Origin of the sequence: Phyllobacterium zundukense (assembly GCF_002764115.1) — a bacterium.
Taxonomy (GTDB): Bacteria; Pseudomonadota; Alphaproteobacteria; order Rhizobiales; family Rhizobiaceae; genus Phyllobacterium; species Phyllobacterium zundukense.
Map to the genome: position 1 here is coordinate 37,880 of NZ_CP017940.1, position 22,663 is coordinate 60,542.

Annotated in this window: 19 protein-coding genes and 1 pseudogene; 17 read left to right on the forward strand and 3 right to left on the reverse strand. The window is 58.9% G+C overall.

The window, feature by feature from the left end:
* Nucleotides 1-78: 78 nt before the first annotated feature.
* The gene (gene acs / locus BLM14_RS00170) at nucleotides 79-2,031 is read right to left on the reverse strand and encodes an acetate--CoA ligase (RefSeq protein WP_099997560.1); all 1,953 of its coding nucleotides are present in this window, start codon (nucleotides 2,029-2,031) and stop codon (nucleotides 79-81) included.
* A gap of 295 nt (nucleotides 2,032-2,326) precedes the next feature.
* Between acs and BLM14_RS00175 the strand changes: the two genes are divergently transcribed.
* Nucleotides 2,327-2,863, forward strand: a complete 537-nt coding sequence (locus tag BLM14_RS00175) for a YcbK family protein (RefSeq protein WP_099997561.1) — start codon at nucleotides 2,327-2,329, stop codon at nucleotides 2,861-2,863.
* 6 nt (nucleotides 2,864-2,869) lie between these two features.
* Here the strand turns inward: BLM14_RS00175 and BLM14_RS00180 are convergent, their stop codons facing one another.
* Nucleotides 2,870-3,532 (reverse strand): YggS family pyridoxal phosphate-dependent enzyme, encoded by a 663-nt coding sequence (locus BLM14_RS00180; RefSeq protein ID WP_099997562.1) that lies wholly within the window; start codon nucleotides 3,530-3,532, stop codon nucleotides 2,870-2,872.
* A 131-nt stretch (nucleotides 3,533-3,663) separates the two neighbouring features.
* On the opposite strand from BLM14_RS00180, the gene leuS reads away from it, so the two are divergent.
* From leuS to BLM14_RS00235, 11 genes and pseudogenes are all read left to right on the forward strand, one after another.
* Complete coding sequence (leuS, locus tag BLM14_RS00185; RefSeq protein WP_100000944.1) at nucleotides 3,664-6,282, forward strand: leucine--tRNA ligase; 2,619 nt, start codon at nucleotides 3,664-3,666, stop codon at nucleotides 6,280-6,282.
* The gene (locus tag BLM14_RS00190; protein WP_099997563.1) at nucleotides 6,269-6,850 is read left to right on the forward strand and encodes a hypothetical protein; all 582 of its coding nucleotides are present in this window, start codon (nucleotides 6,269-6,271) and stop codon (nucleotides 6,848-6,850) included. Before leuS ends, BLM14_RS00190 begins: the two co-directional genes overlap by 14 nt.
* 12 nt (nucleotides 6,851-6,862) lie before the next feature.
* Nucleotides 6,863-8,015 (forward strand): annotated as a pseudogene (locus tag BLM14_RS00195) (AAA family ATPase).
* Nucleotides 8,016-8,165: 150 nt separating this feature from the next.
* The gene (gene tauA / locus BLM14_RS00200; protein WP_418314192.1) at nucleotides 8,166-9,173 is read left to right on the forward strand and encodes a taurine ABC transporter substrate-binding protein; all 1,008 of its coding nucleotides are present in this window, start codon (nucleotides 8,166-8,168) and stop codon (nucleotides 9,171-9,173) included.
* 11 nt (nucleotides 9,174-9,184) lie between these two features.
* Nucleotides 9,185-9,958, forward strand: a complete 774-nt coding sequence (locus tag BLM14_RS00205) for a taurine ABC transporter ATP-binding protein (RefSeq protein WP_099997564.1) — start codon at nucleotides 9,185-9,187, stop codon at nucleotides 9,956-9,958.
* Nucleotides 9,955-10,809, forward strand: a complete 855-nt coding sequence (locus tag BLM14_RS00210; protein WP_099997565.1) for an ABC transporter permease subunit — start codon at nucleotides 9,955-9,957, stop codon at nucleotides 10,807-10,809. The genes BLM14_RS00205 and BLM14_RS00210 overlap by 4 nt, the downstream gene beginning before the upstream one ends.
* Nucleotides 10,810-11,024: 215 nt before the next feature.
* Entirely contained in the window at nucleotides 11,025-11,981 is a 957-nt protein-coding gene (locus BLM14_RS00215) for an aliphatic sulfonate ABC transporter substrate-binding protein (protein WP_099997566.1), read from the forward strand.
* 19 nt (nucleotides 11,982-12,000) lie between these two features.
* Nucleotides 12,001-13,164 (forward strand): FMNH2-dependent alkanesulfonate monooxygenase, encoded by a 1,164-nt coding sequence (gene ssuD, locus BLM14_RS00220; protein ID WP_099997567.1) that lies wholly within the window; start codon nucleotides 12,001-12,003, stop codon nucleotides 13,162-13,164.
* Entirely contained in the window at nucleotides 13,161-13,940 is a 780-nt protein-coding gene (locus BLM14_RS00225; protein WP_099997568.1) for an ABC transporter permease subunit, read from the forward strand. The genes ssuD and BLM14_RS00225 overlap by 4 nt, the downstream gene beginning before the upstream one ends.
* Nucleotides 13,941-13,949: 9 nt before the next feature.
* On the forward strand, nucleotides 13,950-14,753 hold the full coding sequence (locus BLM14_RS00230) for an ATP-binding cassette domain-containing protein (protein ID WP_099997569.1): 804 nt from the start codon (nucleotides 13,950-13,952) through the stop codon (nucleotides 14,751-14,753).
* A 51-nt stretch (nucleotides 14,754-14,804) separates the two neighbouring features.
* On the forward strand, nucleotides 14,805-15,818 hold the full coding sequence (locus BLM14_RS00235; RefSeq protein ID WP_100000946.1) for an isopenicillin N synthase family dioxygenase: 1,014 nt from the start codon (nucleotides 14,805-14,807) through the stop codon (nucleotides 15,816-15,818).
* 73 nt (nucleotides 15,819-15,891) lie between these two features.
* Here BLM14_RS00235 and fsa read toward each other — a convergent pair whose 3' ends face one another.
* Nucleotides 15,892-16,545 carry a fructose-6-phosphate aldolase gene (gene fsa / locus BLM14_RS00240; protein WP_099997570.1) on the reverse strand — a complete coding sequence of 218 codons (654 nt, stop codon included), beginning with the start codon at nucleotides 16,543-16,545 and terminating at the stop codon, nucleotides 15,892-15,894.
* 124 nt (nucleotides 16,546-16,669) lie between these two features.
* On the opposite strand from fsa, the gene BLM14_RS00245 reads away from it, so the two are divergent.
* From BLM14_RS00245 to BLM14_RS00265, 5 genes are all read left to right on the forward strand, one after another.
* Entirely contained in the window at nucleotides 16,670-18,853 is a 2,184-nt protein-coding gene (locus BLM14_RS00245; protein ID WP_099997571.1) for a primosomal protein N', read from the forward strand.
* A gap of 170 nt (nucleotides 18,854-19,023) precedes the next feature.
* Entirely contained in the window at nucleotides 19,024-19,413 is a 390-nt protein-coding gene (locus BLM14_RS00250; RefSeq protein WP_099997572.1) for an AGROH133_08824 family phage infection protein, read from the forward strand.
* A 247-nt stretch (nucleotides 19,414-19,660) separates the two neighbouring features.
* The gene (locus BLM14_RS00255) at nucleotides 19,661-20,221 is read left to right on the forward strand and encodes a F0F1 ATP synthase subunit delta (RefSeq protein WP_100000947.1); all 561 of its coding nucleotides are present in this window, start codon (nucleotides 19,661-19,663) and stop codon (nucleotides 20,219-20,221) included.
* Nucleotides 20,221-21,750: a F0F1 ATP synthase subunit alpha gene (gene atpA, locus BLM14_RS00260; protein WP_099997573.1), complete on the forward strand. Its 1,530-nt coding sequence runs from the start codon at nucleotides 20,221-20,223 to the stop codon at nucleotides 21,748-21,750. The genes BLM14_RS00255 and atpA overlap by 1 nt, the downstream gene beginning before the upstream one ends.
* A gap of 21 nt (nucleotides 21,751-21,771) precedes the next feature.
* On the forward strand, nucleotides 21,772-22,650 hold the full coding sequence (locus tag BLM14_RS00265) for a F0F1 ATP synthase subunit gamma (RefSeq protein WP_099997574.1): 879 nt from the start codon (nucleotides 21,772-21,774) through the stop codon (nucleotides 22,648-22,650).
* The last annotated feature ends 13 nt before the right edge of the window (nucleotides 22,651-22,663 follow it).

Below are 22,663 nucleotides of genomic sequence, written 5' to 3' on the forward strand. Positions count from 1 at the left end.
CAAGAATGCGTTCAGTAAAAAGACCCCTCCCTGCTGCTACGCAGCCTCCCTCCCCAAAAGGGGGAGGGTAAAAGGAGCCTAACCCTTCCTGTTCTGCCGGTTGGCGATCAGATCGTCGACGACTGCCGGATCGGCAAGGGTCGAGGTATCGCCGAGCGCACCGAAGTCATCCTCGGCGATCTTGCGCAGGATACGGCGCATGATCTTGCCCGAACGCGTCTTGGGCAGGCCAGGCGAGAACTGGATCTTGTCGGGCGAGGCGATGGGGCCGATTTCCTTGCGAACATGGGCAACGAGGTCCTTGCGCAATTCGTCGCTGCCTTCGATTCCGGCCATGAGCGTGACATAGCAATAGATGCCCTGCCCCTTGAGATCGTGCGGATAGCCGACGACGGCGGCTTCGGAGACGGTATCATGCGAGACGAGTGCCGATTCCACTTCCGCCGTGCCCATGCGGTGGCCTGAGACATTGAGCACGTCATCCACGCGGCCGGTGATCCAATAGTAGCCGTCCTTGTCGCGGCGGCAGCCATCGCCGGTGAAGTATTTGCCCTTGTAGGTGGAGAAATATGTCTCGATGAAGCGCTTATGGTCGCCATAGACCGTGCGCATCTGGCCGGGCCAGGAATCGACGATGCAGAGATTGCCGTCGGCAGCGCCTTCCAGAACATCGCCTTCATTGTCGACGAGCTGCGGCTGAACGCCAAAGAAGGGCCGCGTGGCTGAGCCGGGCTTCAGCGCGGTCGCGCCGGGCAACGGTGTAATGAGGATGCCGCCGGTTTCCGTCTGCCACCACGTATCGACGATGGGGGAGCGCTTGTCGCCGACCACCTGGTAATACCATTCCCAGGCTTCCGGATTGATCGGCTCGCCGACGGAACCGAGGATACGCAGCGACTTGCGCGAAGTCTTCTTGACCGGCTCGTCGCCGGCACTCATCAAGGCGCGGATAGCCGTTGGTGCGGTGTAGAAGATATTGACCTTGTGCTTGTCGATGACTTCCCAGAAGCGGGAAACCGATGGGTAGTTGGGCACGCCCTCGAACATCAGCGTGGTGGCACCGTTGGCCAGCGGGCCATAGACGATATACGAGTGACCGGTAACCCAGCCGACGTCGGCCGTGCACCAGTAGATATCACCATCGTGGTAATCGAAGACATATTGATGCGTCATCGAGGCGTAGACCAGATAGCCGCCGGTCGTGTGGAGTACGCCCTTAGGCTTGCCGGTGGAGCCTGACGTGTAAAGGATGAACAGCGGATCCTCCGCCTTCATCTTTTCGGGCTTGCATTCCGGCTTAACGCTCAGCGTTTCCTCATGGTACCAGAGATCGCGGTTCGGCGCCCAGCCGGTCTTGCCGCCGGTACGGCGCACGACAAGGACGTTCTTCACCATCACATGGTGCTTGGCGGCAATATCGATCGCCTTGTCCGTATTGTCCTTCAGCGGGATAGGCTTGCCGCCGCGCATACCCTCGTCCGAGGTGATGACGAAAGTAGATTCGCAATCGACGATACGTCCCGCGAGGGCGTCCGGCGAAAAGCCGCCGAAGACGACAGAATGGACAGCGCCGATACGCGTGCAGGCGAGCATCGCATAGGAGGCTTCCGGGATCATCGGCATGTAGATGGTGACGCGGTCGCCCTTCTTGACGCCGTGCTTCTTCAGCACGTTGGCAAGACGGCAGACCTGATCGTACAGCTCGTTATAGGTAATCTTCTTGTCGAGATAGGGATTGTCGCCTTCCCAGATGATGGCGACCTGATCGCCGCGCTTCTTCAGATGGCGGTCGATGCAGTTGTAGGAGACGTTGGTGACACCATCCTCGAACCACTTGATCGCAACCTTGCCTTCGAACGAAGTGTTCTTGACCTTGGTGTAGGGCTTGAACCAGTCGATGCGTTTCCCGTGCTTGGCCCAGAATTTTTCCGGGTCCTTGATGCTCTGCTTGTACCAGTTGAGATAGGTATCATTGTCGATGAGCGCGTTTTTCTTCGCGCTTGCCAGCACGGGATAAACCTTCTCGGACATCAATTTCCTCCAGAATCTGAGATGACGGGCCTCCACCCGGATGCCTCCCGGACGGGAGGCGAATAGCACTCATTATCACCATGCAAATCAATGCGTAAATATCTCAAATGCGTTGCTGCCAACGGCGTTCGGTCGCACGCCACAACCGGGCGTTGTAATATACCGTTACATTTTGTCATGGAACCTGGTCCATTTTGAACACATTTCAGCATCAACGGTCGCTGCCTTGACTTGGGAGGACACATAAGGCGCGCCGCACATCATAAAAAGTCTGCGCCACACCAAGGATCGAAGAATGACAATTCAACCCTTGCGCAGCGTTGCGTCCCGCGCGAAATTCTTATCGTTTGCCCTGTTCGTTGTTGCCCTGGCCATCCCAGCGGACGCCGGGACTTTGCCCGAGCCTTCCAACCCGCAGGAGCGCGTCGGCGCCCATCTCTTCGATGAGGAACACGCGCATCTCCTGAACGATTCCGTTTTCGACAAGATCAGCCCCTTGGTGCTTGCGGCCATGCCGCGCGGCAAGGCCTATATCGACTACAAGGCTCCGTCGAAATGTATTCCCGAACAGTTGAAGAATGTGCTCAATCGCGTTTCGGCGAAATACGGACCGATTACCGTGAATTCGACGGTTCGCTCGAGATCACGCAACCGCAGTGTTGGCGGACGCGACCAGTCCTATCACCTCAGCTGCCAGGCGGTTGATTTCCGTGTGCATGGCGGCGCATCCGGCCTGATCAACTACCTTTCTTCCACCAAGGAAGTCGGTGGGCTGAAGCGTTATCCGGCAGGTTACTACCATATCGATACCGGACCGCGCCGTAGCTGGTGACTTACCTTAGCGACTTCCGAAAATAGCCGAACCGACCCTGACGGAGGTCGCGCCGAACCCTATGGCAATTTCGTAATCGCCAGACATGCCCATAGAGAGTTTTTCAACACCGGCTGCCCGCGCGATCTTTTCAAGTAAAGCAAAATGCGGCCCCGGATTCTCATCGGCTGGTGGGATACACATCAGGCCTTCAATGATGAGACCATGCACATCGCGGCAGCGTGTGACGAAGGCCAGCGCTTCCTTGGGATCGATACCGGCCTTTTGTGGTTCTGATCCGGTATTCACTTGCACGTAAAGCTTCGGAAACCGGTTCTGTTTTTTCATTTCGAGACTGAGAGCTGCGGCGATTTTCTCGCGGTCGACAGTTTCGATGACATCGAAAAGCGCCACGGCTTCCTGCGTCTTGTTGGATTGCAAGGGGCCGATCAGGTGCAGTTCGATATCCGGGAAATCAGCACGCAGATAAGGCCACTTCAGTTGCGCCTCCTGCACACGATTTTCACCGAAGACACGTTGACCGGCATCGAGAACGGGCCGGATAGCGTCCGCGTCGAAGGTTTTCGAAACTGCCACAAGCGTCACGGAGCCCTTTGGACGGTTGGCCTCAGCCTCCGCCTTGCTGATTGCGTTGCGAACGGCAAAAAGTTGATCAACGGCATTGGGCATGGCGCAGTTAAGTCCTATTTATGGTACACGAGCCTGTTTTCGCGGCTTCATTCAGCTTCAAATGGTTGACGGTCTTACCAATCCATGGTGAAGGTCCCGCCATCGCTATCCTTTGCAAGAGAATCCCGTTCATGGCAACCGAACGATACAATCCACGTGTAGCCGAAAAGCATTGGCAGAAGGTTTGGGATGACGCCAAGCTGTTCGAAACACCCAATGACGATCCGCGCGATCCGTATTATGTGCTTGAGATGTTCCCCTATCCGTCGGGGCGCATCCATATGGGCCATGTGCGCAACTATGCCATGGGCGATGTCGTGGCGCGCTACAAGCGTGCCAAGGGGTTCAATGTCCTCCATCCGATGGGATGGGATGCTTTCGGCATGCCTGCGGAAAACGCGGCGATGCAGAACAAGGTTCATCCAAAGACCTGGACCTACCAGAACATCGAGACCATGCGCAGCCAGCTCAAATCCATGGGGCTGTCACTCGACTGGTCACGTGAATTCGCCACCTGCGATGTCGAATATTATCACCGCCAGCAGATGCTGTTCCTCGATTTTGTCGAGAAGGGTCTGGTGACGCGCAAATCCTCCAAGGTCAATTGGGACCCGGAGGACATGACAGTTCTCGCCAACGAGCAGGTAATCGATGGCCGCGGCTGGCGCTCCGGTGCGCTGGTCGAGCAGCGCGAGCTGACGCAATGGTTTTTCAAGATCACCGACTTCAACGAGGAATTGCTGAGCGCGCTCGATGATCTCGATCAGTGGCCGGACAAGGTGCGCCTGATGCAGCGCAACTGGATCGGCAAGTCTGAAGGCATGCTGGTCCGTTGGGCACTGGACGAAAAGTCGCACGCTGGCGGCGAAAATGAGATCGAGGTTTACACGACGCGTCCCGATACGCTCTTCGGTGCGTCGTTCATCGCGATTGCTGCGGATCATCCACTGGCGAAGAAAGCTGCCGAGACCAATGCGGCATTGGCGGAATTCAACGAGGAATGCCGCCATGCGGGTACTTCGGTGGTTGCGCTGGAAACGGCCGAGAAGAAGGGTTTCGATACCGGTCTGCGTGTGGCGCACCCGTTCGATCCGGACTGGAAGCTGCCGGTCTATGTCGCCAATTTCGTGTTGATGGATTACGGCACAGGGGCGATTTTCGGTTGCCCATCCGGCGATCAGCGCGATCTCGATTTCGCCAACAAATATGGTCTGCCGGTTGTGGCTGTCGTCATGCCCAAGGATGCTGACGCGGCAACGTTCCAGATCACCGAAACGGCCTATGCCGATGATGGCGTGATGATCAATTCGGGTTTCCTCGATGGCCTGTCTCCGGCCGAGGCGTTTGAAGAAGTGGCAAACCGTCTGGAGAAACAGACGATCGGCAACCGGCCGCAAGGCGAGCGCAAGGTGAATTTCCGCCTGCGCGACTGGGGTATTTCGCGCCAGCGCTACTGGGGATGCCCAATCCCAATGATCCATTGCGATGATTGTGGGGTGGTTCCGGTTCCGAAGGCCGATCTGCCGGTGAAGCTGCCAGATGATGTCGAGTTCGACCGTCCGGGTAACCCGCTCGACCGTCATCCGACTTGGCGGCATGTCAATTGTCCGCAATGCGGCAAGGCTGCTCGGCGCGAGACCGACACGATGGATACGTTCGTCGATTCGTCGTGGTATTTCGCCCGCTTTACCGCGCCCTGGGAAAACGAGCCGACCGATCCAAAGGTCGCCAATCACTGGCTGCCGGTCGATCAGTATATTGGCGGTATCGAGCATGCGATCCTGCATCTCCTCTATTCGCGCTTCTTTACGCGCGCGATGAAGGTTGCCGGCCATCTCGATATCAGCGAGCCATTCAAGGGCCTGTTCACGCAGGGCATGGTCGTGCACGAAACCTACAAGGGCAAGGATGGCTGGGTCACGCCGGCGGAAGTGCGGCTTGAGGAAGTGGACGGCAAGCGCCGTGCTGTGCTGATCGATAGCGGCGAGGAAATCGAAATCGGCTCGATCGAAAAGATGTCGAAGTCGAAGAAGAATGTTGTTGATCCGGACGACATCATTGCTTCCTATGGCGCCGATACGGCGCGCTGGTTCATGCTGTCCGATTCTCCGCCCGAGCGTGACGTGATCTGGACGGAAGCCGGCGCCGAAGGCGCGCACCGCTTCGTGCAGCGCGTCTGGCGGCTGATCTCGGAGGCGGCGGAAGTCCTACAGACCGTTGACGCAGCCCCGGCTTTCGAGGGCGAAGCATTGCAGATTTCGAAGACCGCGCACAAGACGGTCAAGGCAGTCGGTGAGGATATCGAGAAACTGGCGTTCAACAAGGCGGTTGCGCGGCTTTACGAATTGGTGAACGTGCTTTCCGGTCCCTTGCAGAAAATTGCCGCTGGTGAAGCAGACAAGGCGACCATCGCGGCCTGCCGCGAGGCGACCAACATGCTGCTCGCCATGATTGCACCGATGATGCCGCATTTGGCCGAGGAGTGCTGGAAAGCGCTGAATGGCAGCGGTCTGGTGGCGCATCACGAGTGGCCGGCATACAACGAGACGTTGATCGTCGAGAACGATGTGACCATGCCTGTGCAGATCAACGGCAAGAAGCGTGGTGATTTGACAATTGCCCGCGATGCGGATCAATTGACGGTCGAAAAAGCCGCCCTCGCGCTTGATTTCGTCAAGGCTGCGTTGAACGGCAATCCGCCGAAGAAAGTCATCATTGTACCGCAGAGGATCATCAATGTCGTTGCCTGATCGTTTTCAGTGGGGTCTGGGTTCCAGGCGTCTGTTGTCCGTCTGCGTTATTGGAATGGCCCTGATCGCAGGGGGATGCCAGGTCCGCCCGCTTTATTCCGATCCCAGCCCGGTTGGGAGCACCGGTGCAGGCTTGACCGGCAGCGTTCGTTCGAAGCTTGCGACCATCACGGTCAGTCAGCCCGGTTCCCGCGAAGCGCAGGAAGTGCGCAATAATCTGATCTTCCTGTTTGCCGGCGGGGCAGGCGAGCCGGCTAACCCGGTCTATTCGATGCAGCTCAGCGTCATCCCGCAGAACTTGTCGCTGATGCTGGTGCAGAATGCGACCAATGACAAATCGGGCCAGCCAACGGCGGGCTCGGTCCGCATGACGGGTAACTATGTCCTGACGCGCCTGTCCGATGGTCAGGTCGTAGGCAGGGGAACCCGGCTTGTTACGGCCGACTACGATGCGCCGAGACAGCGATTCGCTGTGACAAGGGCTGTGCGCGACGCGAACAACCGCGCTGCGCGGGAGCTTGCTGAAGCATTGAATCTCAGTGTGGCGCAGGACCTTTCCAAGTTCTGAGTTCGGCCTCCGATGCGCCTGACCTCGCTCTCGGCAACCGGTTACCGGTCGCTGCGTTCCATCCGGCTCGATATCGGCGGGCTTGCGTTGTTTGTCGGCGAGAATGGCGTTGGAAAGTCGAATCTTTATCGCGCCATGCAACTGATCAAGGCTTCAGCGGAAAGCACGCTTTCCTACGAGATTGCGCGCGAGGGCGGCATGCAATCGGCATTGTGGACTGGCAAGCGCAGGTCCGGTCCCGTTCGTATGGTGTTCAACGCTTCTTTCGACGATGACGATACGGCGATCCAGTCGGCCTATTCGGTCGAAACCGGTCTTGCGCCGAGCTATCAGGTGGAAGTGGGCCTCAGGCCGCCTGCCGCCGCCGGTTTTGCGTTCGAGCCACAGATCAAGGAAGAAACGCTGACGATCGACAGCGGCCGCAGGACCGTCGAGATGATGGGGCGCAAAGGTCCTGCCGTTTACGCCCGCGACGACTCCGGGCGACGCATCGAGCATCCGGTCAGGCTTCGCGATTCCGAGACGGCACTGGCAATTCTTGGCAGTTCCGGACGTTATCCGGAAATCGGTGATTTGCGTGCGACCGTGCTCGGATGGCGTTTCTACCATGGCTTCCGCACGGATCGCGATTCGCCCGTCCGCCAGCCGTCGCTGGCAATCACGGCGCCGCTGCTGGACGAGGATGGACACAACCTCGCCGCAGTCTTCGCGACGCTCGTGCATATCCGCGAAGATACAGTTGATCTCGACCGTTGCATTGCCGATGCCTTGGCGGGCGACGCTGGATGTGCCGGTGCCGGGCGAAACGGCGACATTCGGGCTGCGCCTGCCGGAATTTCCGCAGCGCCTCTTCCGGCCGGAAGAGCTTTCTGACGGACAGATTCGGTTTCTGGCGCTTGCGGGGGCGCTGCTATCCTACAGACTGCCACGGCTGATCGCCCTGAACGAGCCGGAAACCAGCCTACATCCGTCGATGCTTCCAGCGCTGGCCGATATGATCGCCCAGGCAGCCGAGCGTACGCAATTGTGGATCGTGACGCATTCGCGCGTGCTCGCCGATGAGAGCACCGCACGAACCGGCGTTCGCGCCTTGACTGTTGTCCGGCAGGACGGCGCCACTTCCATCGAGGGGGCGAAACTTGATGGGAGTTTTGAGGAGGACTAGCGGGCGTTATTTCTCATTCTTGGCGAGTTGAGGGCCTTTATGAGAAATTATTTTTGATTCGCCGGCAAAACTTGGCAGATCATAACTCTACAAGATCAGTAGAGATAGCGAGAGTTGGGCAATCATCAATCCAACAATCGCGGGATCAAAATGTTCAATCGGCGCCACATACTCATCGCCAGCACTGCCCTTATCGGCCTTGCCGCACTCGGATCCGCACAAGCGGAAGATTTGAAGATCACCATCGGCTACCAGACGGTCGTGGAACCGTCGAAAGTTCCGCAGGCCGACGGCACCTATGAGGCTGCCACGGCGGCTAAAATCGATTGGCGGAAATTCGACTCCGGCGCGGATGTCATTGCCGCGGTGGCATCCGGCTCCGTCGACATCGGCTATGTGGGTTCGAGCCCGCTGGCGGCTGCGGCGAGCCGCGAATTACCGATCGAAACCATTCTTGTCGTTGGACTGATTGGCGAATCGGAAGCGCTGGTTGCGCGCAATGGCTCCAATGTGACGAAGATTGCCGACCTGGCCGGCAAGAAAGTGGCTGTTCCATTCGTCTCGACCACGCATTACAGCCTGCTGGCTGCATTGAAGCATGACGAGGTCGATCCGAAGACAGTCAATATTCTCAACCTGCGTCCGCCGGAAATCGCTGCCGCCTGGGAGCGCGGCGATATCGATGCCGCCTATGTTTGGGATCCGGCGCTCGGCCAGATTCGCACCAGCGGCAAGATTATCGTCGATTCCGCCAAGGTTGCAGCTTGGGGCGCGCCGACATTCGATGCGTGGATCGTGCGCACGGAGTTTGCCGAAGCCCATCCGGATGCAGTGCGGGATTTCGTCAAGGTCACAGGCAAGGCCTATGCGGATTATCTGGCAAAACCGGATGCCTGGTCCGCATCATCGCCGCAGGCAGAGAAGATCGGCCGCCTGACCGGCGCGAAAGTGGACGAGGTGCCAACGCTGTTGAAGGGCTATGTGTTTCCGACATTGACCGAGCAGGCTTCCAGCAAATTTCTTGGCGGCGAAACAGTCAAGGCCGTCGCTGCAACCTCGCAATTCCTGAAGGAACAGGGGAAGATCGACGCGGTCCTGCCGGACTACAGCAAATATGTCACGGCAAAATACGTCGAAGCTGCACTGGCGTCGAACTGACGCCTGAACCCATGGCACATCTCAGTCTAGACCATGTCTCGGTGCATTATGACGGACGGCCGCAGCCTGCCATCGCCAACGCGTCTGTCTTGGTGCAATCGGGGGATTTTGTCGTGCTCGTCGGTCGCTCCGGTTGCGGCAAGACCACGCTCCTCAATGCGGCTGCTGGCCTGATCGCGCCGACCGGCGGCAAGGTGACCGTCGATGGCAAACCGGTCACGGCGCCGGGTGCGGATCGCGCCGTGGTTTTTCAGAATGATGCGCTGTTTCCCTGGTTGAGTGCCCGGGAGAATGTGGCCTTTTCTCTGAAATTGCGCGGCGTCCCCTTGAAGGAGCGGGAGGCCATTGCGGAGAGGTTGCTTTCCCTGGTCAAGCTCGCAGGTTTTGGCGGCAAATCGATCTGGGAGCTGTCAGGTGGCATGCGGCAGCGTGTTGGGCTTGCCAGGGCTTTGGCGGCAGAGCCAGCCTTCCTGCTTATGGATGAGCCGCTCGGCGCGCTCGATGCCCTGACCCGCGAGAGGATGCAGACGCTGCTTCTCGACATATGGGCCGCCAATAATCTCGGCGTTCTCATGGTGACGCATGGGATCGACGAGGCGCTGCTTCTCGCAACACGTGTGGTCGTTCTCGCGCCGGAGCCGGGGCGGATTGTCCGGCAGATCGATGCCAGTTTCGGGCGGCGCTATGCCGCTGGAGAGACTGTGCGGGCAATCAAGGCAGATCCTGCTTTTGCGCTGGCGCGGGCGGAACTTGAAGACTCGATATTCGAGGGAGAGGCCGCATGACGCTCACCGTCGAAACAGAAAGCAACATGACGGCCGCTGCGAGCAGCGATCCCGTCAAGGCAAAGGGGCGGATCGTAACGACTTCGCCTTTGACGACGCGCGTGATCAGCGGCGTTACCATTCTGGTTTTTTTGCTTGCCTGGTCACTATCAGCGCATTTCAAGCTGGTCTCGCCAGTCTTTCTTCCATCGCCGCAGGCGGTGCTGTGGAAATTCTATTCAGTGGCAACGACCGGCTTCGTCGATGCCACGCTTTGGCAGCATTTGAGTGCCAGCCTGTTCCGGGTCTTCGCCGCGCTGCTGTTTGCCCTTCTCGTCGCGATTCCGGTTGGCATTGCCATCGGCATCAGCGCCATCGGGCGGGGTATCTTTGATCCGATCCTCGAGTTTCTGCGGCCCATCCCGCCGCTCGCCTATCTACCCCTTGTGATCATCTGGTTTGGCATCGGCGAGCCTTCGAAAATCCTGGTCATCGCGATCGCCATGCTGGCGCCTATCGCCATTTCGACAGCTTCCGGCGTCAAGGGCGCGTCGCTGGAGCGCATCAATGCGGCCCGCGCCCTTGGCGCTACCCGGATCCAGGTCGTGCGCTACGTGATCCTGCCAAGTGCTGCCCCGTCCATCCTGACCGGTTTGCGGATCGCGCTCGGTACGGGGTGGACGACGCTGGTTGCCGCCGAACTCGTTGCGGCGACGCGTGGCCTCGGCTTCATGATCCAGTCCGCGGCGCAGTTCCTGGTTACCGACGTGGTGATCATGGGTATTTTCGTCATCGCCATTATTGCCTTTGTCCTGGAGATCGGCATCCGGCGGCTGGAACGTCAGCTTGTCCCCTGGTCGGGACGGGAGTAACACCCTGTGCCGGCAACCGATACTAATCGATAAGGCGAATTTATCTGGCTTTGCGTGAGCCTGCGGGTGGGGCAGAAAACTAATCCCGTTGCCTGCGATTCTATGAAAATTCTTTTCTCTATAAGATTGGTCGAGTTAAATAGCATTGGTTCAATTCCCGATCGGGCGGGAAGGTCGTCAAGAGGTCAACAAAGCCCGTATCGTCGAGAGGGACCATGTCCAGACTGACACGCAGAGCATTTGGCGCTGTCCTTTTTGCTGCCGCAGCGTTTGCCACCACCATCTCCTTTGCTGCCGAGCCCCTGACGGAGCTCAAGATCGGCTACCAGAAGACCGGGCTGCCAGTCATCGCCCGCCAGCAAGGGGTGATCGAAAAGGCGCTTCAACCCAAGGGTATTTCGGTCAAATGGGTGGAATTTACCGCCGGCCCCCCGTTGGTCGAAGCGCTGAATGTCGGCAGCATCGATGTCGGTTGGGTTGGCGATGCGCCGCCGATCTTCGGTCAGTCTGCCGGGTCGGCCATTGTCTACGCGGCGGCCCTGGCACCGAATGGCAAGGGTGAGGCGATCTTCGTCAAACCGGACTCGTCGGTCCAATCGCTTGCCGATCTGAAGGGCAAGAAAATCGGTGTCGGTAAAGGGACAAGCGCACATAATCTGCTGATTGCGGCGCTGGAAAAGGCCAAGGTCGGTTACGACGAAATCACGCCGGTCTATCTCAGTCCTGCAGATGCAGCTGCAGCCTTTGCCAGCGACAAGATCGATGCCTGGGCCGTCTGGGATCCATTCTTCGCCATTGCCGAGACACGCTACAATCCTCGTATCCTGGCTCGAAGCAGCGACGTTCTCAACGTCAATACCTATTTCATCGCCAATCGTGACTTTGCGGCCAAGCATCCAGAAATCGTGGCGACAACGATTGGGGCGCTGAAGGATGCCGCCGTTTGGGCCAATGGCAACAAGGACAAGGTGGCTGAAGCCCTGCATGAAGTGACGGGTGTGCCGCTGGATGCACAGACCCTTGCCGCCAATCGCTCCGTTTTCAGTGTCGGATCGGTCACGCCGGAAATCATCGCGCACCAGCAGGAGACGGCAGACCGTTTCTTCAAGCTGAAGCTCATCCCCAATGCCATCAAGGTTTCCGATGCCGTGTGGACGGCACCGAGCAACTGATCAGACTGGAAACACGCCCATGACACAGCCAGCAAACAATTCTCCGCTCGATTTCTTCTGGTTCATTCCCACGCATGGCGATGGCACCTATCTTGGTTCGGAGCGCCAGCAGCGGCCGCCGGAATTCGCCTATTTCCGTGAGGTGGCCCAAGCGGTCGACCGGCTCGGCTTTCCGGGCGTCCTGCTTCCGACGGGGCAAGCCTGCGAAGATTCGTGGATCACCGCAGCGGGCCTTGCCGCGCATACGGAGCGGTTGAAATTTCTCGTTGCCCTGCGTCCCGGCGTGACATCGCCGGTCTTTGCCGCACGTCAAACGGCGGCGCTCGACCGCTTGAGCAATGGACGCCTGCTGCTCAACGTTGTCGTTGGCGGCAACCCGACCGAACTCGCCGGGGATGGAGTGTTCCTCCCACATGACGAACGCTACGCACAGGCGGCCGAGTTTCTGAAAATCTGGCGCCAGCTCGTATCCGGCGAGACGGTGAATTTCGACGGTAAACATTACCGCGTCGAAAATGGCAGGCTTGACCTTCTGCCGGCGCAGGAGCGACCACCACTCTATTTCGGCGGCTCCTCCGATGCGGGACAGGATCTCGCCGCCGAGCAGGTGGACATGTACCTGACCTGGGGCGAACCGGTGGCGCAGGTTGCCGAAAAGATCGAGCGTGCGCGCAAGAAGGCCGCCCTCAATGGGCGCAAGCTGCGCTTTGGCATTCGCCTGCATTTCATTGTGCGCGAAACGGAAGACGAGGCCTGGGCAGCGGCAGACCGGCTGATCAGCAAGATCACCGATGAGCAGATCGAAATTGCGCAGGCGCGGTTCCTCAAGGAGATGGACTCCGTCGGGCAGCGCCGCATGGCGGAACTGCATGGCGGACGCCGCGACAAGCTCGTCGTTTCTCCCAATCTCTGGGCAGGTGTGGGGCTGGTACGCGGTGGTGCCGGAACCTCGCTTGTCGGTTCGCCTGAGAACATCGCCGCGCGCATCCGTGAATATCAGGCCATCGGTATCGATACGATCATCGGCTCTGGCTATCCGCATCTTGAGGAAGCTTACCGCGTTGCCGAATTGCTCTTCCCGCAACTTGGCCTAGGCACCAAGCGCAGCGCACCCCGCGAAGTGATCGCGAACGAGTTTTCGGTAGGCTTTCATGGAGCCAAACGCCTGCAGGCCTCCTCGTGAGCAGGGCGCTTCGCTCGCTTGGTCGCAGTGCGCTTGGCTGGCTTCTGCCGGCGCTGCTGCTGGCCGGCTGGGAGGGTGCGTCACGCGCGGGGCTCATTCCGGCTAACGTGCTGCCTGCGCCATCGGCCGTCGGCGAGGCTTTCTGGAAGCTGCTATGGTCGGGCGAGCTCATTGAGAATATCCGTATTTCCACGCTTCGTGCCCTCAGCGGCTTTGTGATCGGTGGTACCATCGGCTTTGCGCTCGGCCTTGCCAATGGGCTGTCGGCGCTCAGCCGCGAATTGACCGACACGACCCTGCAGATGATCCGCAATATTCCGCATCTGGCGCTGATACCCTTGGTGATCCTGTGGTTTGGCATTGACGAGGAGGCCAAGCTGTTTCTCGTCGCACTCGGCGTGTTCTTCCCAATTTATGTAAACACGCTGCTCGGCATTCAGGGTGTCGACCCGCAACTCGTGGAGATGGGCCGCATCTATGGCATGTCGCGCCGAGAACTGTTCCTGCGGGTCATCCTGCCGGGAGCATTGCCGTCGATTTTCGTCGGACTGCGCTATGCGCTCGGCATCATGTGGCTGACCTTGATCGTTGCCGAAACCATCTCGGCTTCGTCGGGCCTCGGCTACATGGCGATGCAGGCGCGCGAGTTCCTGCTCATCGATGTCGTGGTCCTGTCCATATTGATCTATGCGCTGCTCGGAAAGCTGGCGGATTCGCTGGCACGGTTCCTCGAGCGTATTTCCCTGCAATGGCACCCAGCCTTCCAGACCGTTTAAGGAACGAAGATGACCGCAGCGACCATCACTGCCCGCCATTCTTTTGCAAATTCGGCTTTCACCGCTCCATCCGCGCGGGTCCATACGCCGGAACCGGCCGGTAAGCTCGCCTTTTCCTTTCGCGATGTGGCCAAGCAGTTTGGCGGCAAGGCGGTGCTGCAGGGCATCAATCTCGATGTCTACGAGGGACAGTTCGTAGCGGTTATTGGCAAGAGCGGCTGCGGCAAGAGTACGCTGCTGCGGCTGCTTGCCGGGCTCGACAAGCCGACATCCGGCGAACTCGCTGGGGCGGATGATCGGAAGCGCACACGCATCATGTTCCAGGAGCCGCGGCTCCTGCCCTGGGCACGCGTGATTGCCAATGTCGAGGTGGGTCTGACGGGCATAGAAAAGGGTGAGGCGGCGCGGAAGAAAAGTCTCGAAATCCTCGCGGAAGTTGGCTTGGCCGATCGCGGTGGCGAGTGGCCGTCGGTGCTTTCCGGTGGGCAGCGGCAGAGGGTGGCGCTGGCGAGGGCTTTGGTGGGACATCCGTCCATTCTCGCGCTTGACGAACCCCTCGGGGCGCTGGACGCGCTGACGCGGATCGAGATGCAGCAATTGCTCGAACGGATATGGCTCGCCAAGAAATTCACCGCCGTATTGGTTACCCACGATGTCACCGAGGCAGTGGCACTCGCGGATCGCGTGGTTGTCATCGATAGCGGCAGGATTGCACTCGACCTGGCTATTCCGGTTGAGCGTCCGCGACGCCATGCGTCACCGGAACTCGCATTTTTCGAGCGTCAGATTCTCGATCAGCTCTATAATCGCTGATACGCACGCAGCGACGCGAAGGAAGTGTGCTTCGCGATGGAGAATGTTGAAATGGATGACTTGTCGAAAAATCTCAGCCTGCCGACCCTCGATTTTTCGCGCTACCGTGACCCGGCACAGCGCGAAGTCTTCTTTCAGGATTTGCGCCATGCGGCGCGCACTTTCGGGTTCTTCTATCTCAAGGGCCACGGTGTACCGGAAAAGCTGCAACGGGACATTGTAGAGATTTCCAAGACATTCTTTGCTTTGCCGGAAGAGGATAAGCTCGCCGTGGAAATGGTCCGCTCGCCGCACTTTCGTGGCTATACGCGCGCTGGTTGGGAGCGGACGAAGGGACAGGCGGATTGGCGCGAGCAATTCGACGTCGGTGCGGAACGCATCGCCGTCGAGCAAGATGCGACGACTCCGGCCTGGGCGCGCCTGCAAGGACCGAATCAATGGCCGGAGGCCCTGCCGGAACTGAAACCGGCCGTTCTCGAATGGCAAAGCGAGCTGACGCGGGTGGCGATCGAACTGCTACAAGCTTTTGCAGCCGCGCTCGGACAGGACAAGGATATATTCGAGCCGATCTACCGGGATGCGCCGAACCAGCATCTCAAGATCATCCGCTACCCGGGACGCGAAGCGACGGGCAGTGATCAGGGCGGCGTTGGCGCGCACAAGGATAGCGGTTTTCTGACATTGCTTTTGCAGGATGTGCAGGGCGGCCTACAGGTGGAAAATGACGGTGGCTGGATCGATGCGACGCCGGTGTCAGGAACATTCGTCATCAATATCGGCGAGATTCTGGAACTTGCATCCAATGGCTATCTGAAGGCGACGATCCACCGTGTGGTGACACCGCCATCGGGCAAGGACCGGCTATCGGTCGCCTTCTTTTTCGGTGCCGATCTCAATGCTAATGTGCCGTTGCTGAACCTGCCAGAGGATCTGGCGAAAGAGGCCGGCGGTACCGATACGGACCCGGATAACCCATTGTTCCGGGAAGTTGGCCGCAACTACCTGAAGGGCCGACTGCGATCGCATCCGGATGTAGCACGGCGCCATCATTCGGATCTGTTGTAGCGCCGGTCCACAAGCAAAGCGCCCGCCAGTTTGAAAAACTGACAGGCGTTTCTGTAGCGGTTCAGACCTGCGATCAGGCGATCGACTGACCCGTCTTCGCCCAGTCGGCCAGGAAAGCTTCCAGGCCTTTGTCTGTCAGCGGATGTTTGACCAGCGCCTTCAGGGTCGCCGGTGGCGCGGTTACGACGTCGGCGCCAATCAGCGCAGCTTGCTTGACATGGTTGACCGTGCGGATCGAGGCAGCAAGGATCTCCGTCTGGAAATCGTAATTGTCATAGATAGTGCGGATCTCGGAAATCAGTTCCATGCCATCGATACCGATATCGTCGATACGGCCGATGAAGGGCGAGATGAAGGTCGCTCCGGCCTTGGCGGCGAGGAGCGCCTGGTTGGCGGAGAAGCACAGTGTGACATTGACCAGGTGGCCGTCGGAACGGAGCGCCTTGCAGGCCTTCAGGCCGTCGAGGGTCAGCGGTACCTTGATGCAGATATTGTCAGCGATCTTCGCAAGGACAGCGGCTTCTCTCATCATCTGTTCGTATTCAGTCGCGGTGACCTCAGCGGAAACCGGTCCCTTGACGATGCTGCAGATTTCCTTGGTGACTTCGAAGATGCTGCCGCCGGACTTGAGAATCAGCGAGGGGTTGGTGGTGACGCCGTCGAGCAATCCGAGATCATTCAGCTCGCGGATTTCCTTTACATCGGCGGTATCGACAAAGAATTTCATCGGTGCAGTCCTTCCTGATATGACAGATGGCCCGGTGTGACCGGTGGCCTAATATGAGAGATGGGATATTTCTCTCGGAAAGTGGCTTTTCTTTAGCCCAAAGCCGCGTCAAGGTCACGCCTATATGAGCCAGGATTCGTTCATCCCGCAAAAAATAGTTCCCGTGCTTGTGCCGATGCCGGCCGAGCGGCCGTACAGCTATGCCGTGCCGGATGGCATGGAGGTGAAAGCAGGCTCAATCGTGCGGGTACCACTCGGACCACGCGAGGTAGCGGGCATCGTTACAGAGGGCTCTACCGACTCGATCGACGCCAAGAAGCTGCGGCCGATTTCCGAACTTTTCGATTGCCCGCCGGTCGATGATGGCATGATGCGGTTCATGCGCTGGGCCGCTGACTATACGATTTCGCCGCCGGGGATGGTGGCGCGCATGGTGCTGCGTGTCCCTGCTGCCTTCGATCCTGAGCCGCCGGTACCGGGTCTGCGTTTCTCGGGCCGGGAGCCCGACCGGATGACCGGGGCGCGTGCGCGCGTACTCGAACTGGCGGAAGACGGCATGGCGTGGACACGTACCGGTCTTGCCCATGCCGCAGGGGTGTCGGCGACGGTGATCGACGGGCTCTCCGCACAAGGTGTCTTCGAACAGGTGATGATCCCGGCGCGTCCGATCGTAGCCGCGCCAGATGTTGACTATGCGAAAGCTGCTTTGTCGGAAGACCAGGCCGTAGCAGCGGCGCAGCTCGCGGAGGCCGTCTCGGCTGATGGGTTTTCCGTCTCGCTGCTTGACGGTGTCACCGGCTCCGGCAAGACCGAGGTCTATTTCGAGGCCGTTGCAAAGGCGATAGAGAAGGGCAGGCAGGTTCTCATTCTTCTGCCTGAAATCGCACTGACCCAGCAATTTCTCGACCGCTTTCACGACCGGTTCGGTTCGAAGCCGGCGGAGTGGCATTCCGACCTTGCGCCGCGAACGCGCGAGCGCGTCTGGCGGCAGGTGATGGAAGGCCAGGTGAGGGTTGTTGCAGGGGCGCGTTCGGCACTGTTCCTGCCATTCCAGGACCTCGGCCTGATCGTCGTCGACGAAGAACATGATCCGGCCTACAAGCAGGAAGACCGCGTTTTTTACAACGCGCGCGATATGGCCGTGGTGCGCGGGCATATCGGCAATTTTCCAGTGGTGCTGGCCTCCGCGACCCCTTCGATCGAGAGCCAGGTCAATGCGAACCAAGGACGCTACACACGCATCCGGCTGACGGGTCGTTACGCGGAAGCGGCGATGCCCGACCTGAAATCAATCGACATGCGGCGGTCCCCGCCACGCCCCGGCGGTTTCCTGTCACCCGCACTGGTCGAGGCGATCAACCAGACACTGCAGCGCCAGGAACAGTCGCTGCTGTTCCTCAACCGTCGTGGCTACGCGCCGCTGACACTGTGCCGTGTTTGCGGCCACCGGTTCCAGTGTCCGGACTGTTCAAGCTGGCTGGTCGAACACCGCTTTCGCGGCCAACTCGTCTGCCATCAATGCGGACACCATGAAGCAAGGCCGGAAGCCTGCCCGTCATGCGGTACGCTCGATCATCTGGTTGCCTGCGGGCCGGGGGTGGAGCGCATCGCCGAAGAGGTGGAGAAGACCTTTCCCGATGCACGTATCATTGTGCTGTCATCGGATTTGATGGGGGTCAAGCGGCTGAGGCTCGAGCTCGACGCGATCGCACGCGGCGAGGCAGATATCATCATCGGCACGCAGCTCGTCGCCAAGGGGCACAATTTCCCCAATATGACGCTGGTCGGGGTCGTCGATGCTGATCTCGGTCTTGCCAATGGCGATCCGCGCGCCGCCGAGCGAACGTTCCAGTTGCTCAGCCAGGTCACAGGGCGTGCAGGGCGTACGGGCAAGAAGAGCCTTGGGCTGTTGCAGACCTACCAGCCGGATCATCCGGTGATGCGAGCGATTGTTTCTGGCGATGCGCAGGCCTTTTATGAACGCGAGATCGAAGAGCGTGAGCGGTCGGGTCTGCCGCCGTTCGGACGATTAGGATCATTGATCATCTCGGCAGCAACACGCCTGGAGGCGGAGAACCATGCACGCGCCTTGCGCCGCGCCGCGCCCACTTCGCCGCAGATCAGTGTCCTGGGGCCAGCCGAGGCACCGCTGGCTCTTGTTCGCGGGCGACATCGCTTCCGGCTCTTGATCCACGGTACGCGCAAGGCAGATATTCAGGGTTTTATCCGCGCCACGCTGGCGGCCGGACCAAAAGAACGGGGATCGGTGCGCGTGCAGGTTGATATCGATCCACAAAGCTTTCTATAAAAACCCGCCATGTTGGGCTGCAAATGGCATTTTTCTGTGCTCCGGTGCTCATGCACCCAAAAGTACACTCCGCTCCGGTGCTCGAAAACCACCATTTTCGCCACCCATGAGGAGTTTTGGGACCGCGCTACGAAAGCAGCATTACAGCTATTCTTGGGAAGGGGTATGAAATGGAACTTTATTGGCCGGCCAGTCAGGGTGAGTGGATCGCCTGGCTGTCAGCAGCCGTCACAGTGATCTTCGGCTTGATCCTGTTCTTTGCGCCGCGCGTTGCGCTGAGAATCTTGCGATTGCAGACCAAGCCGGAACGGCCAGAAGCCTTGTCCGAGATCCGGGGTACATTCGCCGGGTTCTATCTCGGGCTCGGCCTCAGCGCACTTGTTTTCGCGCAGCCGTTCCTGTGGATTGCACTTGGGGTTTCATGGGCCTTTACGGTGTTCGGACGCCTGATTTCGATGATGTCGGATCGCGGCAACACGCCCTACAATTGGATATGGGTCATTGTCGAGCTTGCGCTCGCTGCAGGCCCATTGCTCTTTGCATTCGGCTTTGTCGCCTAGGCCAATTCGGCATTACTGGAATCCCTTAGTCATAATTATCCAGAGCTGCGGCGATTCTGCCGCCTGTTTTAGCGGATTCGCGTGTTGCGAGTCCCGTCTTCCTATGCTAGACGGCAATCAAATCTCGTCGGAGACGGCTCTCGGGTTGTGTCCAAGGCGGTAAAAAAATCAATAATGCCAAAGATTTGACCGAAAAATTCCTTCCGGTTTCCTGATTTTTGGCTCCAACGCAGAGAGCTTGTCGTTCGTGGCAGAAACTTCGTCGCTCATATCCGGTGTTGCCCAGCGTTATGCGGGTTCGTTGTTCGACCTCGCGTTGGAAACGAAATCGCTTGCCGAGGTCGAAAAGAATCTCGGTGGGTTCGAGGCTCTCGTCAATGGCAGCGCCGATCTGAAGCGGCTGATCGCCAGCCCGGTCTTCTCATCCGACGATCAGGTCAAGGCAATCTCCGCTATCCTGAACAAAGCCAAGATTGGCGGCCTCGTCGGTAATTTCCTGCGCGTCGTCGCGCAGAACCGGCGCCTGTTCGCAGTGCCCGCCATGATCCAGTCATTCCGCCAGATCGCTGCCGAACATCGCGGCGAGGTTACGGCCGATGTTACTTCTGCGCATGCCCTGTCGGCAGCGCAGGAAACAGAATTGAAGGCCACGCTGAAAAGCGTCGCCGGCAAAGACGTGACAATCAATGTCACTGTTGATCCGTCGATCCTTGGAGGTCTCATCGTCAAGTTGGGGTCCCGCCAGATCGACACTTCACTTCGCACAAAACTTTCTTCGCTTAAGCTTGCACTGAAAGAGGTCGGCTGATGGACATCCGCGCCGCGGAAATTTCCGCAATCCTGAAAGAGCAAATCAAGAATTTCGGCCAGGAGGCTGAAGTCTCCGAAGTCGGTCAGGTTCTGTCCGTCGGTGACGGTATTGCTCGTGTATATGGCCTGGACAATGTCCAGGCTGGTGAAATGGTCGAATTCCCGGGTGGTACCCGTGGCATGGCCCTGAACCTGGAAAGCGACAATGTTGGTGTCGTTATTTTCGGCTCGGACCGTGACATCAAGGAAGGCGACACCGTCAAGCGTACCGGTGCCATCGTTGACGTTCCTGTTGGCAAGGAACTGCTCGGCCGCGTTGTTGACGCGCTCGGCAATCCGATCGATGGCAAGGGTCCGATCAAGGCAACGCAGCGCTCGCGCGTTGACGTCAAGGCGCCAGGCATCATCCCGCGCAAGTCGGTGCATGAGCCGATGTCGACCGGCCTCAAGGCCATTGACGCGCTGATCCCGGTAGGCCGCGGCCAGCGTGAGCTGGTCATCGGCGATCGCCAGACCGGCAAGACCGCGATTATTCTCGATACTTTCCTTAATCAGAAGCCGGCTCACGATTCTGGAAGCGAGAGCGAAAAGCTGTATTGCGTTTACGTCGCCATCGGCCAGAAGCGTTCGACGGTAGCGCAGTTCGTTAAAATTCTCGAAGAGCGTGGCGCTCTCGAATATTCGATCATCGTCGCCGCAACGGCTTCAGATCCTGCTCCAATGCAGTATCTCGCGCCGTTCGCCGGTTGCACGATGGGTGAATATTTCCGCGACAATGGCATGCATGCGCTGATCGGTTATGACGATCTGTCCAAGCAGGCCGTGGCTTATCGCCAGATGTCGTTGCTGCTGCGCCGCCCGCCGGGCCGCGAAGCTTATCCCGGCGACGTTTTCTATCTGCATTCCCGCCTGCTCGAGCGCTCTGCCAAGCTCAACGACGATAATGGTGCCGGTTCACTGACCGCGCTGCCCGTCATTGAGACCCAGGCAAATGACGTGTCGGCCTATATTCCGACCAACGTGATTTCGATCACTGACGGCCAGATCTTCCTCGAAACCAATCTTTTCTACCAGGGTATCCGCCCTGCGGTGAACGTTGGTCTGTCGGTTTCCCGCGTCGGTTCCGCCGCGCAGGTCAAAGCGATGAAACAGGTTGCTGGCTCGATCAAGGGTGAGCTGGCGCAGTACCGCGAAATGGCGGCTTTCGCACAGTTTGGCTCCGATCTTGATGCGTCGACGCAGCGTCTGCTCAATCGCGGTGCGCGTCTGACCGAACTCCTGAAGCAGCCCCAGTTCTCGCCGTTGAAGACGGAAGAGCAGGTCGCTGTGATCTATGCGGGCGTCAACGGCTATCTCGACAAGCTTGCCGTCAATCAGGTCAGCAAGTTTGAGCAGGGCCTGCTCACATGGCTCCGCACTGAGAACAAGGACGTTCTCGACGCGATCGCCAAGGAAAAGCAGCTTAGCGACGACATCAAGGGCAAGCTTAAGGCGGCAGTTGACGCCTTTGCCAAGTCTTTCGCTTAAAACCACTGACGGGATGAACGGATGCCTTCGTTAAAGGATCTGAGAAACCGGATCGCCTCGGTCAAGGCGACGCAGAAGATCACCAAGGCGATGCAGATGGTCGCCGCGGCGAAGCTGCGTCGTGCGCAGGAAGCTGCGGAAGCCGCTCGCCCCTATTCGCAGCGCATGGCTGCGGTTCTGGCGAACATCGCTTCCAATGTGGATGGCGATGATGCGCCTGCGCTGATGAGCGGAACCGGCAAGGACGATGTGCATCTGCTCGTCGTCTGCACCTCCGAACGCGGTCTTTGCGGCGGCTTCAACGCGCAGATCGCGCGTCTGGCGCGTGATCACGCACGCAGGCTGGTTGCGGACGGCAAGACAGTCAAGATTATCACTGTCGGCAAGAAGGGCGCCGATATTCTGCGCCGCGATCTCGGCAAGAATATCATCGACCACGTCAACCTGCGTGAAGTCAAACAGGTTGGCTTCGTCAACGCCGACGAGATCGGTCACAAGATCATCGGCCTCTACAACGAAGGCGCGTTTGACGTCGCCACGCTGTTCTATTCGGAATTCAAGTCGGTGATTGCACAAATACCGACTGCGCAGCAATTGATTCCGGCCAGCGCCATCGGTGATGCCGAGCCAGAAACTGCTGGCGATGCAGTTTATGAATATGAGCCGGATCCGGCAGCCATTCTCGGCGATCTGATCCCGCGCAATATTTCCGTCCAGGTTTTCCGCGCTCTCCTTGAAAACGCGGCATCGGAACAGGGTGCGCGCATGTCCGCCATGGACAACGCAACCCGCAATGCCGGTGACATGATCAACAAGCTGACAATGTCGTACAACCGCCAGCGTCAGGCCCAGATCACCAAAGAACTGATTGAAATCATTTCGGGCGCGGAAGCGCTCTAATCGCGAAGGTAAG

What these genes read in the sequence shown, in the direction of transcription:
- acs (WP_099997560.1), bottom strand. Translation starts at nt 2,031, where the DNA reads ATGTCCGAGAAGGTTTATCCCGTGCTGGCAAGCGCGAAGAAAAACGCG.
- atpA (WP_099997573.1), top strand. Translation starts at nt 20,221, where the DNA reads ATGGACATCCGCGCCGCGGAAATTTCCGCAATCCTGAAAGAGCAAATC.
- ssuD (WP_099997567.1), top strand. Translation starts at nt 12,001, where the DNA reads ATGACACAGCCAGCAAACAATTCTCCGCTCGATTTCTTCTGGTTCATT.
- BLM14_RS00215 (WP_099997566.1), top strand. Translation starts at nt 11,025, where the DNA reads ATGTCCAGACTGACACGCAGAGCATTTGGCGCTGTCCTTTTTGCTGCC.
- BLM14_RS00205 (WP_099997564.1), top strand. Translation starts at nt 9,185, where the DNA reads ATGGCACATCTCAGTCTAGACCATGTCTCGGTGCATTATGACGGACGG.
- BLM14_RS00230 (WP_099997569.1), top strand. Translation starts at nt 13,950, where the DNA reads ATGACCGCAGCGACCATCACTGCCCGCCATTCTTTTGCAAATTCGGCT.
- tauA (WP_418314192.1), top strand. Translation starts at nt 8,166, where the DNA reads ATGTTCAATCGGCGCCACATACTCATCGCCAGCACTGCCCTTATCGGC.
- BLM14_RS00190 (WP_099997563.1), top strand. Translation starts at nt 6,269, where the DNA reads ATGTCGTTGCCTGATCGTTTTCAGTGGGGTCTGGGTTCCAGGCGTCTG.
- BLM14_RS00250 (WP_099997572.1), top strand. Translation starts at nt 19,024, where the DNA reads ATGGAACTTTATTGGCCGGCCAGTCAGGGTGAGTGGATCGCCTGGCTG.
- BLM14_RS00265 (WP_099997574.1), top strand. Translation starts at nt 21,772, where the DNA reads ATGCCTTCGTTAAAGGATCTGAGAAACCGGATCGCCTCGGTCAAGGCG.
- BLM14_RS00235 (WP_100000946.1), top strand. Translation starts at nt 14,805, where the DNA reads ATGGATGACTTGTCGAAAAATCTCAGCCTGCCGACCCTCGATTTTTCG.
- BLM14_RS00210 (WP_099997565.1), top strand. Translation starts at nt 9,955, where the DNA reads ATGACGCTCACCGTCGAAACAGAAAGCAACATGACGGCCGCTGCGAGC.
- BLM14_RS00245 (WP_099997571.1), top strand. Translation starts at nt 16,670, where the DNA reads ATGAGCCAGGATTCGTTCATCCCGCAAAAAATAGTTCCCGTGCTTGTG.
- leuS (WP_100000944.1), top strand. Translation starts at nt 3,664, where the DNA reads ATGGCAACCGAACGATACAATCCACGTGTAGCCGAAAAGCATTGGCAG.
- fsa (WP_099997570.1), bottom strand. Translation starts at nt 16,545, where the DNA reads ATGAAATTCTTTGTCGATACCGCCGATGTAAAGGAAATCCGCGAGCTG.
- BLM14_RS00175 (WP_099997561.1), top strand. Translation starts at nt 2,327, where the DNA reads ATGACAATTCAACCCTTGCGCAGCGTTGCGTCCCGCGCGAAATTCTTA.
- BLM14_RS00180 (WP_099997562.1), bottom strand. Translation starts at nt 3,532, where the DNA reads ATGCCCAATGCCGTTGATCAACTTTTTGCCGTTCGCAACGCAATCAGC.